The sequence below is a fragment of the Microbacterium sp. PRC9 genome (assembly GCF_031844125.1).
Classification (GTDB): Bacteria; Actinomycetota; Actinomycetes; order Actinomycetales; family Microbacteriaceae; genus Microbacterium.
The window spans coordinates 772,195-788,028 of record NZ_JAUZUR010000001.1; the positions used below are offsets into that span (position 1 = coordinate 772,195).

At 70.5% G+C, this 15,834-nt stretch carries 14 protein-coding genes; 3 read left to right on the forward strand and 11 right to left on the reverse strand.

Features of this window, described 5'->3' with window-relative positions; translation table 11 throughout:
* Positions 1–1,683, forward strand: coding sequence for a PAS domain-containing sensor histidine kinase (locus Q9R33_RS03330; protein ID WP_311292871.1), 1,683 nt, complete (start codon positions 1–3; stop codon positions 1,681–1,683).
* A complete protein-coding gene (locus Q9R33_RS03335) occupies positions 1,680–2,855 on the forward strand; it encodes a hypothetical protein (protein ID WP_310248665.1) in 1,176 nt (391 codons plus the stop codon). Before Q9R33_RS03330 ends, Q9R33_RS03335 begins: the two co-directional genes overlap by 4 nt.
* On the opposite strand, the gene Q9R33_RS03340 is transcribed toward Q9R33_RS03335, so the two are convergent.
* Genes Q9R33_RS03340 through Q9R33_RS03355 form a run of 4 tightly spaced genes read right to left on the reverse strand, consistent with a single transcriptional unit; the run spans position 2,833 to position 8,004 of the window.
* Positions 2,833–3,429, reverse strand: a complete 597-nt coding sequence (locus Q9R33_RS03340; RefSeq protein ID WP_311292872.1) for a hypothetical protein — start codon at positions 3,427–3,429, stop codon at positions 2,833–2,835. The two genes, Q9R33_RS03335 and Q9R33_RS03340, sit on opposite strands and share 23 nt — an antisense overlap.
* A gap of 50 nt (positions 3,430–3,479) precedes the next feature.
* The gene (truA, locus tag Q9R33_RS03345) at positions 3,480–4,340 is read right to left on the reverse strand and encodes a tRNA pseudouridine(38-40) synthase TruA (protein ID WP_056371350.1); all 861 of its coding nucleotides are present in this window, start codon (positions 4,338–4,340) and stop codon (positions 3,480–3,482) included.
* Positions 4,341–4,382: 42 nt separating this feature from the next.
* The gene (locus Q9R33_RS03350; protein ID WP_310248659.1) at positions 4,383–5,816 is read right to left on the reverse strand and encodes a mechanosensitive ion channel domain-containing protein; all 1,434 of its coding nucleotides are present in this window, start codon (positions 5,814–5,816) and stop codon (positions 4,383–4,385) included.
* 7 nt (positions 5,817–5,823) lie between these two features.
* Positions 5,824–8,004: an adenylate/guanylate cyclase domain-containing protein gene (locus tag Q9R33_RS03355; protein WP_311292873.1), complete on the reverse strand. Its 2,181-nt coding sequence runs from the start codon at positions 8,002–8,004 to the stop codon at positions 5,824–5,826.
* Positions 8,005–8,200: 196 nt separating this feature from the next.
* Here Q9R33_RS03355 and Q9R33_RS03360 point away from each other — a divergent pair, with 196 nt between their 5' ends.
* Positions 8,201–10,108 (forward strand): acyltransferase family protein, encoded by a 1,908-nt coding sequence (locus Q9R33_RS03360; RefSeq protein ID WP_311292874.1) that lies wholly within the window; start codon positions 8,201–8,203, stop codon positions 10,106–10,108.
* 134 nt (positions 10,109–10,242) lie between these two features.
* Here the strand turns inward: Q9R33_RS03360 and rplQ are convergent, their stop codons facing one another.
* From rplQ to Q9R33_RS03395, 7 genes are all read right to left on the reverse strand, one after another.
* Positions 10,243–10,791, reverse strand: a complete 549-nt coding sequence (gene rplQ / locus Q9R33_RS03365; RefSeq protein WP_056371359.1) for a 50S ribosomal protein L17 — start codon at positions 10,789–10,791, stop codon at positions 10,243–10,245.
* A 64-nt stretch (positions 10,792–10,855) separates the two neighbouring features.
* Positions 10,856–11,845 carry a DNA-directed RNA polymerase subunit alpha gene (locus Q9R33_RS03370; protein WP_056371361.1) on the reverse strand — a complete coding sequence of 330 codons (990 nt, stop codon included), beginning with the start codon at positions 11,843–11,845 and terminating at the stop codon, positions 10,856–10,858.
* Between the two features lie 166 nt (positions 11,846–12,011).
* Entirely contained in the window at positions 12,012–12,410 is a 399-nt protein-coding gene (gene rpsK, locus Q9R33_RS03375) for a 30S ribosomal protein S11 (RefSeq protein WP_018171470.1), read from the reverse strand.
* Positions 12,411–12,444: 34 nt separating this feature from the next.
* Positions 12,445–12,819, reverse strand: coding sequence for a 30S ribosomal protein S13 (gene rpsM / locus Q9R33_RS03380; protein WP_056371363.1), 375 nt, complete (start codon positions 12,817–12,819; stop codon positions 12,445–12,447).
* A gap of 161 nt (positions 12,820–12,980) precedes the next feature.
* The gene (rpmJ, locus tag Q9R33_RS03385; RefSeq protein WP_005050492.1) at positions 12,981–13,097 is read right to left on the reverse strand and encodes a 50S ribosomal protein L36; all 117 of its coding nucleotides are present in this window, start codon (positions 13,095–13,097) and stop codon (positions 12,981–12,983) included.
* A gap of 64 nt (positions 13,098–13,161) precedes the next feature.
* Complete coding sequence (gene infA / locus Q9R33_RS03390; protein WP_018171468.1) at positions 13,162–13,383, reverse strand: translation initiation factor IF-1; 222 nt, start codon at positions 13,381–13,383, stop codon at positions 13,162–13,164.
* A gap of 150 nt (positions 13,384–13,533) precedes the next feature.
* Positions 13,534–15,798 carry a choice-of-anchor A family protein gene (locus tag Q9R33_RS03395; RefSeq protein WP_311292875.1) on the reverse strand — a complete coding sequence of 755 codons (2,265 nt, stop codon included), beginning with the start codon at positions 15,796–15,798 and terminating at the stop codon, positions 13,534–13,536.
* Positions 15,799–15,834: the final 36 nt, after the last annotated feature.

Consider the following 15,834-nt stretch of genomic DNA (forward strand, 5'->3'; position numbering starts at 1 on the left):
ATGGCTACCGGGGCTGCACGATCGACCTTCGTCGTGGGCGCGCCCGACGGCCGCACCCGGTCGATCTGGCTCACGCAGCTCGTGCTCGCAGCGTCCGTGCTCATCACCGCGATCCTCGTGATGGTGCTGCAGCCCGAGATGTTCGGCCGCTGGAATTTCCTGCTCGGCACGCTCCTCGTGGTCATCCTCACGCTGGCGACCTTGTCTCTGCCGTGGTCGCGCCTGCCCCCCTGGGCCGTACTCGCGGTGCCGTTCGCGGACGCGATCGCCATCGGCCTGATGTCGAGCGGGACCGAGCTGCGCCTGGGCTACCTCTGGGCGTTCCCGGTGATGTGGGTCGCGATGCATTTCCGCACGACCGCCCTCGCCGCGATGCTCGCGATGATCGGGCTCATCCTCCTCGTCGACTCCGCGATCGCATCCAGCAATCTCGCGGCGCTGCGGGTGTTCGTCGTCCTGCTGTCGCTGACCTTCATCGGCATCACCGCCCATCTCGCCCTCCGCCGGACCCGCGCGCTGCGACACCTGCTGCGACGTCAGGCGGGCCGTCTCACCGCGACCTACACGCGCCGCGCCGATCAGGAGCGCCGCACCGGCGAGATCCTCAACGGCGTCGACACCGGCATCGCGCGCATCTCCGAGGACGGGTCCGTGCTCGCCGTCAACGACGCCTACTCACGCCTGTACGGGCTCGACCCGCTCGACCCGACGCTGCCCGCCCGCTCCGTCGAGTACACCGGGCGGCGCGGCATGCCCGTGCCGTTCTCCGAGCGACCCTTCGCACGCGCTGCACGCGGAGACACCTTCACGGATGCCTCGGTCTGGCTGTTCACCGCGGAAGGCGAGTGGCGTGCGCTCACGGTGACCGCCAAGCGCCTCGCCGCCGGCGGAGACGAGGGATCCAGCATCCTTCTCCTCGTGCATGACGTGACGGCCCTCACCTACGCGCAGCGCGAGCGGGAGCGGTTCACCGCCATGGCGTCGCACGAGCTGAAGCACCCCCTCACCGTGATGATCGGCAATGCGGAACTCGCCCTCGAACTCGACGACCTGACCCCGCGCACCCGCGAGCGGTTCGAGTCGATCGTGGCGGCGAGCGACCGCATGCTGACGATGATCCAGAGCCTGGGCACGACCTCGAAGCGCGGCTTCACCGCCCGCGACGAGGTCGACGACATCGACCTGCGCCAGATCCTGCTCGAATCGGTCGCCTCGTTCCGCCCGACCGCGGTCTCGGGCGACATCTCGATCGACGTGCGCGCCGACGAGGCCCTTCCGATCACGGCGGACGGGTTCCGGCTGCGGCAGGTCGTCGACAACGTCGTGAGCAACGCGATCAAGTACACGCCGCGCGACGGCCGCGTGCGCATCACCGGGGCCGTCGAGGACCACCACGTCGTGCTGTCGGTCGCCGACACCGGCATCGGCATCGCCGCGGACGACCTCCCGAACATCCTGACGCCGTACTTCCGCACCGAGGAGGCCAAGAAGAAGTCCGGCGGCACCGGGCTCGGACTCGGCATCAGCAACGACATCGTGCTCGCGCACGGGGGCACCCTGTCGATCGACAGCGAGCCGGGCGCGGGCACCACCATCACGATCCGCCTGCCCCTGGCGGGCGAGCTGGCCGGGGATGCGGCCGCGCGGCCGGACGCCCGGCGCGACACAGAAGGGCGAGCATGACCGACCTCATCGCCGGAGCAGGCGTCGACCTCGGCATCGCCCAGGCGGTGATCACCACCCTGGCGACGATGCTCACCATCGGCATCGCGTTCCTCGTGCGGCCCGGACTCCCGACGCTCTACTGGAGCATCGCCTTCACCCTCGCGATGCTCGCCACCTACGGCGTCGTCGCGGGCGACGTCGCCGGCATCGAGCAGCTCCGTCGCGCGTCGCTCGGCGCACTGATGGGAGCACCGGCATTCCTGTGGTCGGGCTTCCGCGCGGCGTGGGGGCTGCGTCCGCACATCTGGGCGGGAGCGGCCATGGCCGCGGTGTCGGCGTTCTCGCTGGCGATCGTCGACGACCTGGCGTGGTTCACCGTCGCGTACCGCACCATCTTCTTCGCGGCCTCCGTGTTCGCGGGCCTCTTCGTGCTCGATTGGGCGCGCTCCTCATCGCGCCGCCACGACCGCCTGCTGCTGCCGCTCGTGATCGTGTCGATCGCGTTCTTCGTCACCGGCGTCGGCACCTTGATCGCGGGCCTCGTCTACCCCCCATCGGGCGGCGACGACTTCGAGCTCGTGCGGCTGATCTCGTCGGTCGGGATGCTGGTGTACGTGGCCTGCGCTCTGGTCGCGGTGGTCGGCACCACGGCCCGCGACAGCGGGCTCGGCCGCACCGCGGCCGTCTCGACGGCGTGGCAGCAGTTCGAGCGGACCGCCGGCGACCGCCTCGCGCGGGCGCAGAAGACCTCGGAGCCGTGGTCGGTCGTCTATCTCGGGCTCGACGACGCCGCCGACATCCGCCAGACCGCGGGCGCCGCCGCGTTCGCGACCCTGTCCGAGCGACTCGAGGACGAGGTGCGCGCCGCGTTCCCGGCCGAATCCGACGTCGGATCGCCCTCGGCGGGCGCCGTCGTGGTGCTCGTGCCCCGCCCCGATGCGGTGGTGCGCGATCTGCTGCGCGCGACCCTCGAGCGCGTGACACTGCTCGACGTGCACGGCGCGCTCCCCATCCGGCCCACGGCGAGCGCCGGCTGGGCGCCGGTCTCGGTGCTCGGGTACGACCTCGACACCCTCGTGTACACCGGCCGCGAGGCCGCACGGGTCGCGAGCGGCAAGGGCGGCGACCGATGGGAGCGCGTCGGCGCCACCATCGTCAACCGCCTGATCAGTCAGTCAGAGCTACCGTGAGCGTGTCGGTCGCCGTCTGCTTGGCGTACTCGCTCGAGGTCGGCGTCGTCTGCACCAGGAAGTCGTAGCTGAACTGCAACGTCACGGAGGTCGCCTCGGCCGGCACCGGGCCGACGTTGAACGTCTGCGAGTAGCTGTACGGGTCCAGCACGAGGTAGCCGGGACTCACCGTCGCGGCGTCGACCTGCGGCTGTAGGGCGTCGAGCGCGCCCGTCGGCGTGGAGGGGATCGCCGTCATGGTCGCGCGCTGCAGGTACACCTTCTGGCCGTCGTTCGGCGTGACGGTCGTGATCAGCGAGATGCTGACGGGCTTGACCGCTTCGGCCGTCCACTTGTCCATCGACAGCGTCGACCAGTAGTCGATCGTCGCCGCGACGGCGCCGGCGGTGAGCTGGCGCTCGGTGGCACCGCCCGACAGGTCATTGGGCACGGGGGTCGGGACGGCGCTCGACGTGGGGGTCGGCGTACTCCCGCCTCCGCCCTCCTCCCACGGCGCGGGCCCGCAGCCGGCGAGCGCCGCCATGCCCACGAGCGAGATCGTCACGACACCGGCGAACCGGTTCCACCTGCGCATAAAACCCCCGAGTCGCGCCGGAAACGTCCGGTCAGTCTAGCGGGACGGTGTCACTCGCGATCGCGCCGCGCGCGCGTCTGCTCTGCCCGCTGTGCGAGCAGATCGTCGGCCGGGTAGCCCACCTCGGTGAGCGTGAGCCCGCGCGCCGCGAGCACCTTGACCTCGGGCACGCGCTCCTGCGCGTCGCGGATGTCGACGACGTCGTCGACGTCGAGACGGCCCTCACCCACGGCGACGCACGCGCCGACGAGGGCGCGCACCATGCTGTGGCAGAACGCGTCGGCCTTGACGTTCGCGACGAGCACGCCGGCGTCGTCGCGGTGCCAGTCGAACTCGAGCAGCGTGCGGATCGTCGTCGCCTCTTCGCGCGGCTTGCAGTAGGCGGCGAAGTCGTGGAGTCCGATGAGGGCGCGAGCGGCAGCATCCATCGCCTCCGCATCGAGGGATGCCCGCACCGAGGTGGTGCGATGGCGCTCGAGCGGGTCGTAGCCGGTCACGGTGTCGCCGATGCGGTACTCGTAGCGGCGCCAGACCGCCGAGAACCGCGCATCGAAGCCCTCGGGGGCGATGCGCGAGCCCGTGACCGCGACGTCGGAGTACGCGCCCACCACGCCCGTCATGCGGGCGGCGAGGGCGGCTGCGCGGTCTTCGGCGGTGGGGACGCCGGCGGCCGGACGCGCGTGCCTGGTGAGCATGCGCTGCTGCTGCGCCTCGTCGAGGTCGACGTGCGCGGCCTGACCGGTGGCGTGCACGCCCGCATCGGTGCGGCCGGCGACCACGAGCCGCGGATCGCCGCCGACGACGCGTGCGAGCGACGACTCGAGCGTCTCCTGTACCGTGCGCAGCCCGGGCTGACGCGCCCACCCGCGGAAGTGCGTGCCGTCGTAGGCGATGTCGAGGCGGATCCGCACGGACTCCAGCCTACCGAGGCGCTCCCACCTGCCGAGGCGCCCTCACCCGACGACGAAGCGGCCCCGGGGCAGCGTCTCGCCGACCGCGGCGAGCGCCGCGCCGGCCTGGCGGAGCCGGTTCTCGCTCTCGCGGACGATCTCGCGCGCGACCACGGGATGCGCACGGACGATGTCGTCGAGCGCGGCGACCGGCACGACCACGACATCGACCTCGCTCGTGGCGAGTGCTCGCGAGATGGTCGGCGTGCGCGAGAGCGCGGTGAGGCCGACGGCGTCGCCTTCGGCCAGAATCCCCACCTGCACGAACCCCTCGTCCTCGGTCGGGATGCCGAGCACGACCGTGCCGGCGAGGATGAAGCGGGTCTCCACGGGCACGATGCCGGGCCGCAGCAGGGACTCCCCCGCGCAGTACCGCTCGAGGCGCGCGTGAGCGGCGAGCGCCTCGGCCTCACCGGGCGCGAGGCTCAGCGACGGCGCGATCTGCCGCAGGGCATCCTGAAGTCGCGCCGACGTGCGCCAGTCGTCGGTGAGGTCGCCGTCCAGGTGCAGGTCGCCGCGGCGCGCGGCGTACCAGACACGGGTCGCGAACGCATCGAGGGCGTCCGCGCGGTCGCCGGGCGTGCGGAGCGGGATCGACACCTCGTACCGCGAGCCGCCCAGGGTCACCGCCGACGGTTCGAGATCGGGCGACAGCAGCGGGATGTCCCGCGCCACCGCCACGAGCAGCTCGCGCACGCGCCCGGGCGGGTCATCGGTGCCGAACTCGACCTCGAGGGTCGCGGCGTACGGCTCCGGGTTGCGCGAGAGGTTCACGAACGAGCCGCCGGCGAGTTCCGCCGTAGGGATGATCACCGTGCCGTTGCCGGTCTCGAGGTGCACGGCGCGCCAGTTCACCTCGACGATCTGCCCGCGCGTGCCGCCGGTCTCGATCCAGTCGCCGAGCTCGAACGGCGCCTCGAACACGAGGAAGAGACCCGAGACGATCGACCCCACCGCGTTCTGCAGCGCGAGGCCGACCACGATCGAGGTGATGCCGAGCGCGGCGAACACGCCGGCGACGTCGGCGTCCCACACCCACCAGAACACCGCCGCGATGCCGAGGATGATGAAGACGAACCGGATGAGGTCGCTGAAGATCGTGGGGAAGCGGTCGCGCCATGACCCCTTCTCGGCGCGGTGGAACACGAGGTGGTTGACGGCGTTGATCGTGACGACGATCACGAGCAGCCCGAAGATCGTCCACACGACCTTCGGCCAGGTGCCCGATCCCTCCCACGCACCCGGCTGGCTGAGCAGCACCAGGATGCCGGCGACCGGCACGAGGTAGTTGCGCACCATCAGCACGATCGGCGCCGCGCGGCTGCCGCGCCGGGCGAGCGCGTTGTGGAACTCCGTCAGCCCGATGAGCGCGAGCGGCAGCCCCACCGAGACCACGACGGCGGGCCAGAACCACGGCTGCGAGACGATATCGGCCACGGATGCCTCACCCCTCGGCCACGACGACGCTCGGGGCCTGCACCTTCCACACGCGCTGGCCGCCCGACTGCGTCTCGATCTCGCCCGCAGGCAGGGTCGTGATCGAGTCGGGCAGGCGCTCGGCGACGCGCTGGGTGATGTAGATGCCGGGTTCGTCGGAGTCGCCCTGCACGCGGAACGCGAGGTTCACGGCATCGCCCCACATGTCGTACACGACCCGCGCACGACCGATGAGGCCGCTCGTCACCTTGCCGGAGTCGAGCCCCGCTCGCAGCGTCAGCGACACGCCCTGCTGCGTCGAGTACCGCTCGAGGATCGTGTCGAGCTCGAGGGCGAACTCGACCGCACGGCGCGCGTTGTCGACCCGTGGCGTGGCGAGCCCGCAGCTGGCGAGGTAGCTCTGCCGTGTGGTGCGCACGCGTTCGACGCCGTGCCGCTCAGCCGCCTCGTCGAACGCCCGGATGAGGTCGTTGAGACGCGCGACCGCGTCGTCGGACGACATCGACAGCGCGAGTGCCTCGAAGCCCACGATGTCGGCGAAGACCACCGTGACGTCGTCGCTGTCCTGCGTGATCGCGTCGTCGCCGAGCTTGTAGCGGCTCGCCATGCCCTCGGGCATGAACGAGAGGATGAGGTCTTCGTTGGCCTTCTCCTGCTGAGCGATGAGGTGCGACTTCACCTGCAGGCTGCGGCTCATGTCGTTGAAGGCGTTCGCGACGTCGGCGAGCTCGTCGCTCGAACCGGCGTCGACCTGCACGCCCTCGTCGCCCGCGGCGATGCGCTGGGCCGCCGTCTTGAGGCGGCGCAGCGGCCGCACGAACACCTGCGCGAGCACCAGCGACAGCACGCAGACGAAGATGATCATCGCCGCCGTCGAGAGGATGAGATTGCGCGTGAAGTCCTCGACGGGGACCATCGCCTCCTGCTCGGTCTCCTGCGCGACGATCACCCAGTCCAGACCGTCGACCTCGAGCGGCGCGTAGGCCGTGAGGCTGGCACGGCCGAGGTAGTCGCTCTCGAGCAGCGTGCCCGAATCGCCGGCCAGAGCGCGGGTCACGGCGGTGCCCGCGATCGCCTGGTTGAGCAGCGTGTTGCCGTTGTTCACGGCGAGCGCCGCCGCAGCCGGCGCAAGACCCGCGGCCACAGCATCCGTCTCGTACGTCGCCGCGTCGTCGAGCAGCGCGCGCGAGACGGATCGCATCGTGCCGTCGGCGCCCACGAGGTACGTCTCGCCCGTCGCGCCGAGGCCGTTGAGCTCCCACTCGCCGGCGACGGTCATGACGTCGTCGATGCGCTCGATCGGCAGCTCGATCGCGAGCGCGCCGAGCACCTCGCCGTCGTCGGCGATCGGCACCACGGCCCAGCCGGCCGGCGCGCCGAGACTCGGCCCGTACGACGCGAAGTCGGCGAGCACGACGTCGCCGACGATGTTGCGGTCCATCGCCTCGCGGTACGCGACGGCGAGGTTCGACAGCCGGTACGGTCCGTCGAACAGGTTCGTCCCGAGGTCGACGCCCTTGTACGCGGTGTAGACGACGTTGCCCTCGGTGTCGAGCATGAGCACGTCCTCGTACTCCTGCAGCTCGGTCATCGTGCGGTAGTAGTCGTGGTACTTCGCGTGCGCCGCCGACCACGCGCTGCCGTCGCCCGCGTCATCGGCGACGATCGCGTCCTCCCAGCTGTCGTACGGGATCACGTAGTGGCTCTGCAGGTACGTCTGGGCCGCCCCGCGCGGGGCGAACGCCGAGCCGTCGACGTCCTCGCCGGTCGCATCCTCGAGGTCGGCGGCGAATGCGTCGCGATAGTAGGTGCTGACGGCGGCGGATGCTGCGGCATCCGTCTCCTGCGCGTTCAACTCCGCGAAGCCCTCGGTGAAGGCGCGCACCGCAGCCTTGCTGGTGTCGTTGAGCGCCGACAGCCGCACCGAGTTCTCGATGGAGCGGAACAGCTGCGACACCTCGCGCGCGCGGTTCTCGCGGATCTCGACGAGCTTCTCGTATGCGATCGCGCGCAGCGCCTCGGTGCCGTTGACGTATCCGATGATGCCGACGACGATGCTCGACAGCACGCTCACCGACAGCAGCATGATGAGCAGGATCGAGTAGATCGACAGACCCGCACGCGCACGGACCCGTGGCGTGCCCACCCAGTGCGCGGGTGTCGCCACGGGCGTCTCCGGTCCGGACACGCTCTCTCCCCTCGTACGCCGCCGTTCGATCACGTGCAGCGGCGCTGGAAGCATCCCCAACACCTCGGCGCGCCGAGGTTGGGGCCAAGAGTAGCGCTCGGCCTGCTTCTGGCATAGAGCGGCCACCGCGCGCCGTGATACGCCCAGACGCGCCGCGTATGATTGCCGTTTCCCCCTCCTTCGTTCGTGAGAACCCATGACGTCGACTGCGCCCTCCCCCGCCCCGCCCGCCCGCTTCGCCGGGCTGGACGGCATGCGCGCGATCGCCGTCCTGCTCGTGGTCGTCTACCATCTGTTCCCGCCGGCGGTGCTGCCGGGCGGGTTCGTCGGAGTGGACGTCTTCTTCGTGATCAGCGGATTCCTCATCACGAGCCTGCTGCTGCGGGAGCAGCTCTCAACCGGACGCGTCGCCCTCGGCCGGTTCTGGCAGCGGCGCGCGCGGAGGCTGCTGCCCGCCCTCGCGGTGGTGGTCGTGGTCTGCTCGGCTCTCGCCTGGATCGTGGGCGGCGACGTTCTCGTCGACCTCGACGACCAGGTGCTGGGCGCGGCGACCTTCAGCTACAACTGGGTCTCGGTCGCGGGCGGCGGCGGGTACTTCGCCGCGGCGACGCCCGAACTGTTCCGCAACTTCTGGTCGCTCGCGGTCGAGGAGCAGTTCTACGTGCTCTGGCCGCTGATCTTCCCGCTGTTCCTGCTGCTGCCGCGCCCGTGGGCGCGCACCGCGGCCGCCTTCGTGCTGGCGGCCGCCTCGGCCGCCTGGATGGGCGTCGTGGTCTCGGGCGGCGGCGACGTCACGCGCGCCTACTTCGGCACCGACACGCACGCGTTCGGCCTGCTGCTCGGCGTCGGCCTCGCGTTCCTGCTGGCGCCACTGGCTGGCCTGCAGTGGGCCGAGTCGCGCGTGGCGCGGGACGTGACCGGCGCGGCCGGCGTGCTCGCCCTCGTCGGCTTGGTCGCGCTCGCGATGCTGCCGCAGAGCTCCTCCATCCTGACGTTCCCCGGCGCCCTCCTCGCCGCGAGCCTGCTCAGCGCCGTCGCGATCGTCGCGGGCGTGTGGCCCGGCTCCTGGTTCGGACGCGCGATCGACGTGCGGCCGATGCGCTGGATCGGCGACCGCTCCTACGGCATCTACCTGTGGCACTGGCCGCTGCTCGTACTCGCGGTGGCGGCGTTCGCACCCGACGCGACCGTCGCGACGGCGCCCGCCTGGATCGGCCTCGGAGTCCTCGCGGCGACGGCCGCAGCATCCGCCCTGTCGTTCCGCTTGGTGGAGACGCCCGTGCGCCGGCACGGATTCCGCGCCTCGGTGCGGCTGCTCGCGACACGCCTGCAGAGCGGGCCCGGCGCACGGCTTCGCGCCGTCGGCGTCGCGCTCAGCGGCGCGCTCGTGCTCGCCGGCGCGGGCACCGCCATCGCGGTCTCGCCCGACGAGACCAGCGCCGAGGCGGCCGTCGCGGCCGGCCGCGCCGCCCTCGAGAAGGCGCTGCGCGAGGCTCCCGCGCCGATCGCCCCCACCCCCTCGGCAACGGATGCGGCGTCCACCGCCCCCGCTGACATCCCGGGCGACCAGATCAGCGCCGTCGGCGACTCCGTCATGCTGGCGTCGGCCGGCGGGCTCGTGGAGCGCCTGCCGGGCATCGACGTCGACGCCGAGGTCTCGCGCTCCATGTGGGCAGGACCCGAGATCGTCGACGACCTCGACGCCACCGGCCGGCTGCGGCCGTACGTCGTCGTCGCCCTGGGCACGAACGGCGCGGTCGACCCCTCGACGCTGGAACAGCTCGCCGACACGGTGGGACCGAAGCGCAACCTCGTCCTCGTGAACGCGTACGCGCCGCGCGACTGGATCCCCGGCGTCAACGCCGAGCTCGCCGCGTTCGCCGAGGACCACCGCAACGTCATCGTCGCCGACTGGTCCGGAGCCATCGCGCCCCACGAGGATCTCCTCGCCGGCGACAGGATCCACCCCGGCGCCGCCGGCGGGCGTATCTTCGCCGACACCGTCGCGGCCGCCGTCGACGAGCTCGCCGACGAGCGCCGCGCCGACGCCGCGGACCGCGCCGACCGCCTCGCCGAGATCTTCAGCGCCGACCTCACCCCCTGAACCGGCGTCCCCTGAGCCGGCGCCCCCTGCACCCCGGCACAAGGACGGGCAGACGCAGCGAGGCCCGTCACCCAGGGGGTGACGGGCCTCGCGGTGCAAGGGGTGCCGGGCTGCTGCGCCCGGCGGGATCCGAATTACTCGGACTTCTCCTCGGCGGGGGCCTCGACGGCCTCCTCGGCGGCAGCCTCAGCGGCAGCGCCCTCGTCCTGCGACTCGGCGCCGGCCTCGGCGGCCTCGTCCGTGGCGGGGGTCTCCTCGGCGGGAGCCTCCTCGGCCGGAGCAGCCTTGGCGGCGGCGGCCTTCTTGGCCGACGGCTTCTTCGTCACGGGCTCGAGGACGAGCTCGATGACGGCCATGGGCGCGTTGTCGCCCTTGCGGTTGCCGACCTTCGTGATGCGGGTGTAGCCGCCCTCACGGTCCGCGACCAGCGGAGCGATCTCGGTGAACAGGACGTGCACGACTTCCTTGTCACCGATGACCGACAGCACGCGACGACGCGCGTGCAGGTCGCCGCGCTTCGCGAACGTGATGAGACGCTCGGCGAGCGGACGCAGGCGCTTGGCCTTGGTCTCGGTCGTCTTGATCGACTTGTGGGTGAACAGCGCGGCGGCCAGGTTCGCAAGCAGCAGGCGCTCGTGGGCGGGGCCGCCTCCGAGGCGGGGACCCTTGGTGGGCTTGGGCATTCTCAGTTACTCCAGGATGAAATTCGGTCAGGGGATACGGGATGCCGGGAGTCCCGGCATCCGATCACACGGTCTCGTCGTCGTAGCCGCCGTAGAAGTGCGCGCCGTCGAACCCGGGGACCGAGTCCTTCAGCGACAGGCCGAGCGAGATGAGCTTGTCGCGCACCTCGTCGACCGACTTCTGACCGAAGTTGCGGATGTTCATGAGCTGCGTCTCCGAGAGGGCGACGAGCTCCGACACGGTGTTGATGCCCTCACGCTTGAGGCAGTTGTACGAACGCACCGACAGGTCGAGGTCCTCGATGGGCATCGACAGCTCGTTCGAGAGGACGGTCTCGACCGGCGCGGGGCCGATCTCGATGCCCTCAGCCTCGACGTTGAGCTCGCGGGCCAGGCCGAAGAGCTCCGTCAGGGTGCGGCCGGCCGACGCGACGGCGTCGCGCGGAGCGATCGAGGACTTGGTCTCGACGTCCAGCACGAGCTTGTCGAAGTCGGTGCGCTCACCGGCACGCGTCGCGTCGACGCGGTACGAGACCTTGAGGACCGGCGAGTAGATCGAGTCGATCGGGATCTGACCGGCCTCGGCGTACTCGTTGCGGTTCTGGGTCGCCGAGACGTAGCCGCGGCCGCGCTCGATGGTGAGCTCGAGCTCGAACTTGGCGGTGTCGTTCAGCGTCGCGATGACGAGCTCGGGGTTGTGCACCTCGACACCGGCCGGCGCCGAGATGTCGGCGGCGGTGACCTCACCGGCGCCGGTCTTGCGCAGGTACGCGGTGATGGGCTCGTCGCGCTCGCTGGAGACGACCAGCTGCTTGATGTTGAGGATGATCTCGGTGACATCCTCCTTGACACCGGGAATGGTGCTGAACTCGTGGAGGACGCCGTCGATGCGGATCGACGTCACGGCTGCGCCGGGGATGGACGACAGGAGGCTGCGACGCAGCGCGTTGCCGATCGTGTAACCGAAGCCGGGCTCCAGCGGCTCGATGACGAAACGGCTGCGGAACTCCCCGATCTTCTCCTCGGTCAGAGTGGGACGCTGTGCGATGAGCACTATGTGTTCCTTTCGATCACGTGCCCGCTATATGACACGTGCGGTGGGTGAGGTGTTGAGTTTTGCTCGGGATGCTGCGGCCGACGCGCGGGCGAGCGGTCGCGGCATCCGTGGGAAACGTGCCGGAGCCGGGGCACCGACGAACGGTGCCCCGGCTTACGGGAAGTCAGACGCGGCGGCGCTTGGGCGGACGGCAGCCGTTGTGGGCCTGCGGCGTCACGTCCTGGATCGAGCCGACCTCGAGGCCGGCGGCGGTCAGCGAGCGGATCGCGGTCTCGCGGCCCGAACCCGGGCCCTTCACGAAGACGTCGACCTTCTTGACGCCGTGCTCCTGCGCCTGGCGGGCAGCGGACTCCGCGGCCATGCCGGCGGCGTACGGCGTCGACTTGCGCGAGCCCTTGAAGCCCACGCCACCCGACGACGCCCAGCTGATGACAGCGCCCGACGGGTCGGTGATCGAGACGATCGTGTTGTTGAACGTCGACTTGATGTGGGCCTGGCCCAGCGCGATGTTCTTCTTCTCCTTGCGGCGCGGCTTGCGCGCGGCGGACTTGGCCTGTGCCATTGCTCTTGCTCTCCTAAACCCTGGGGGCCGCGCCTTAGCGCGCCTTCTTCTTGCCGGCGACGGTGCGCTTCGGGCCCTTGCGGGTACGGGCGTTCGTCTTCGTGCGCTGACCGCGCACCGGGAGGCCGCGGCGGTGGCGCAGGCCCTCGTAGGAACCGATCTCGACCTTGCGGCGGATGTCGGCGGCAACCTCACGACGGAGGTCACCCTCGACCTTGTAGTTGCCTTCGATGTAGTCGCGGAGTGCGACGAGCTGGTCGTCGCTGAGGTCCTTGACGCGGATGTTCTCGTCGATCTCCGTCGCGGCGAGGATCTCGTTCGAGCGGGTACGGCCGACGCCGTAGATGTACGTGAGGGCGATCACCACGCGCTTGTCGCGCGGGATGTCAACGCCGGCAAGACGTGCCATGCGATTCTCCTGAGAGTTGGTGGAGGTGTGGAGCAGCATCGGTGCCCGGGCCCCCAGCCCGAGGTGTCCCCCGCTCGATGCGGGTTCTGACGCTGCCTGTAGTCGTATTCAGTTGTGGGGTGACGGATGCTGCGGGCCGCAGCATCCGTCCAGACCTGATGTCAGCCCTGGCGCTGCTTGTGACGCGGGTTGCTCTTGCAGATCACCATGACGCGACCGTGGCGACGGATGACCTTGCAGTGGTCGCAGATGGGCTTGACGGAGGGGTTGACCTTCATGACTTCTTCTCTTCGCTGTCTTCACCGGGCAGGCCGGAGCCTGGGGTGTTACTTCTCGACCGGTCTAGCGGTAGCGGTAGACGATGCGCCCGCGGGTGAGGTCGTAGGGCGACAGCTCCACGACGACACGGTCCTCGGGAATGATGCGGATGTAGTTCTGCCGCATCTTGCCGGAGATCGTCGCGAGGACCTTGTGGCCGTTGCTGAGCTCAACGCGGAACATCGCGTTGGGCAGCGCCTCGGACACGACGCCCTCGATCTCGATGACACCGTCTTTCTTCGCCATACGCTCGCTAACACTTGTGCAGACCGGTCGATCTGCGGTGGATGGGATTCGGTGCGGCGACACGCCAATACAGGCGCAACGCACCAAAGATCAAGCATACGTGATAGTGGATGCCTCGGCAAATGACCGCGGTGCCGTCACGGCTCGCACTCAGGAACGCCGGCGGCGCACCACGGTGATGAGCACGACCGCGGCTCCTCCGACGAGCAGCGCTCCGCCCACCGCGATGGCCCACCACGGCACCGTGGTGCCGGTGGCCGGAAGCGCGCCGCCGCCGGTCGCGGGCGCGTCGGCGGTGAGCGTGTTGGTCACGGTCACGATGACCCGGGTCTCGGCGTCTTCGACGACGAAGCTCGCGGGTGCGATCTCGACGTCGCCCCATGTGCCGTCCGCCGGGTCCGCGGGCGCGTCCTCCGTCACGCTGCAGGTCGCTCCCACGGCGATGTCGTCGACCGCGAAGGGCTCCGTCGTCGTAGCCGTCCACGAGCCGCCGGCGACCTCGCTGCCCTCCGCCGTGCACGACCAGGTGCCGCCGAAGGAATCGTCGAAGCCGACGCCGTCCGGATCATCGACGACTTTGACGATGTCGAACCCGCCGAGTACCGGGTCGGGGACGAACGTGTTGGTGACCACGAACGTCAGCGGCTCCTGGGCGGACGCTGCGGTGATGGTCACGGATGGCGGATCGATGACCGGGGCCGACCAGCTGCCGCCGTCGGGCTCGGCCGGGGTCGTCTCGGTGACTGCGCAGACCGCGCCGACGAGCGCTTCGATAGGCTCCGTCGTCTGCCCCGCCTGCAGCGACCAGTCGCCGTCGCCGACCGCCTCGCCCGCGAGAGTGCACGACCAGGTGCCGGTGAAGGCCGCATCCGGCGCACCCTCGCCCTCCACCGACTTCTCGATCGTGAACGCACCGCGCACGAGCGCGTTGGTGACGGTGAAGGTGAACTGGACGGGATCGTTCGACGCCGGCACCACGAACTGCGGAGGCGACGGATCCCAGACCGGGGTCTGCCACAGGAAGTACGTCGGAGCGAGCACCGGACCGACGAGCACCAACGGCGCGACCGCGCGCGAGCCCACGCCGATCGACTCCTGGATGACACAGGACGCGCCGACCGGCAGCCCGTCCACCACCACGGACTCGCCGGGTGCGACGTACCACTCCGCCACGACCTCGCCGCCGTCCTCAGGCAGGTCGCACACGACCGTGCCGTAGAACAGCACGCCTTCGGGAAGGATGGCGGCATCCTCGGGCGAGATCTCCTTGGCGATCGTGACCGACCCCGTCGCCAGCGGAGGGATCGGCTCGGGGATGCAGTCGAACGGCGGGTCGATCCACGGATAGTTGTGGTGCTCGTTGCCCACGCCGTCCATGACGATCGTGCCGTTCGTGTACAGCCGGCCGTTGGTGCTCGCGGTCACGCGCAGCGCGGGCTGGTCGGCGGCAGGATCGGCCGCGGGCAGCAGGATGGAGCCGAGCACCTGCGACGACCCGGCGACGTGCAGCGAGGTCGCGGAGACGAAGTTCCAGAGGGTGCGCTGCGCCACGGTCCCGAAGTCCGCGGATGCCGGGGCGTCGACACGCACGCCGTTGTCGCTGAAATAGTAGGGCGCCCAGCTCGCGGGGCCGGAGCCTGTCACGTTGATCACGACGGACGCCCCGTCAGGGATGCCGGTGAAGTGGATCTCGGGATTGGCGGCGAGGGCGGCCGACGTGACCGTGAATACCTGCTGGGCGGCCGCCCCGTCACCGACGAAGTCGATCACGGTGAACGCCGCGGTCACCGTCCCGGTCGCAGCGAGCGCCGCGTACTCCGCCGACATCGTGGTGATCTCTGTGCCCCACGTCGACCAGTTCGCCGTCGCATCGGCGCCCAGGTCCTGTGTGAGCGTGCCGTTGTTGAGCCGATAGCGCGAGCCATCGGTCTCGTAGTCGGGAGTCGTGATGCCGCCGACGTCGACGTTGCCGCCGACGAGCTCGTTCTCGGCGTTGCGTGCGTTCGCGCCGACGTCGAGCACGGTGCCGGCGCCGACCGACACGTCGCCCCCGACCGCGAGCATGGTGTCGCCGGGAGTGGGGACCACACCCGACCCGACCCCGACCCAGCCGACGTTGAAGGTGCCGCCTGCCGACTTCGTAAAGTCGGCGTCGCCCTGCACCACCACCAGGCCTTCGGCCTCCGCCGCGCCGGCCTCGGCGCGGAAGTCCTGCCCCGCGTAGATCGCGACGTTGTTGTCTGTCCAGATCGGGTTCGTGTTGCCCGGTCCCGGGATCGTGCCGGGTGGGCACTCCCCCACAGCGGCGACAGCCGCCGGCGGGTCCGCGAGCGGTGCGACCGCGACCACCCCGGCACCGGCCAGCGCGCCGATGGCGACCACCGTCCCGATTCGACGCACACTCGCCTGCAGCATCCGCTCTTCTCCCACTCCCCCGTGAGTGCGACTCTA

Bases quoted from the DNA above. Each gene is read 5' to 3' on its own strand.
- Q9R33_RS03330 (WP_311292871.1), top strand. From the start codon at position 1: ATGGCTACCGGGGCTGCACGATCGACCTTCGTCGTGGGCGCGCCCGAC.
- Q9R33_RS03335 (WP_310248665.1), top strand. From the start codon at position 1,680: ATGACCGACCTCATCGCCGGAGCAGGCGTCGACCTCGGCATCGCCCAG.
- Q9R33_RS03340 (WP_311292872.1), bottom strand. From the start codon at position 3,429: ATGCGCAGGTGGAACCGGTTCGCCGGTGTCGTGACGATCTCGCTCGTG.
- Q9R33_RS03360 (WP_311292874.1), top strand. From the start codon at position 8,201: ATGACGTCGACTGCGCCCTCCCCCGCCCCGCCCGCCCGCTTCGCCGGG.
- rplQ (WP_056371359.1), bottom strand. From the start codon at position 10,791: ATGCCCAAGCCCACCAAGGGTCCCCGCCTCGGAGGCGGCCCCGCCCAC.
- rpsK (WP_018171470.1), bottom strand. From the start codon at position 12,410: ATGGCACAGGCCAAGTCCGCCGCGCGCAAGCCGCGCCGCAAGGAGAAG.
- rpsM (WP_056371363.1), bottom strand. From the start codon at position 12,819: ATGGCACGTCTTGCCGGCGTTGACATCCCGCGCGACAAGCGCGTGGTG.
- rpmJ (WP_005050492.1), bottom strand. From the start codon at position 13,097: ATGAAGGTCAACCCCTCCGTCAAGCCCATCTGCGACCACTGCAAGGTC.
- infA (WP_018171468.1), bottom strand. From the start codon at position 13,383: ATGGCGAAGAAAGACGGTGTCATCGAGATCGAGGGCGTCGTGTCCGAG.
- Q9R33_RS03395 (WP_311292875.1), bottom strand. From the start codon at position 15,798: ATGCTGCAGGCGAGTGTGCGTCGAATCGGGACGGTGGTCGCCATCGGC.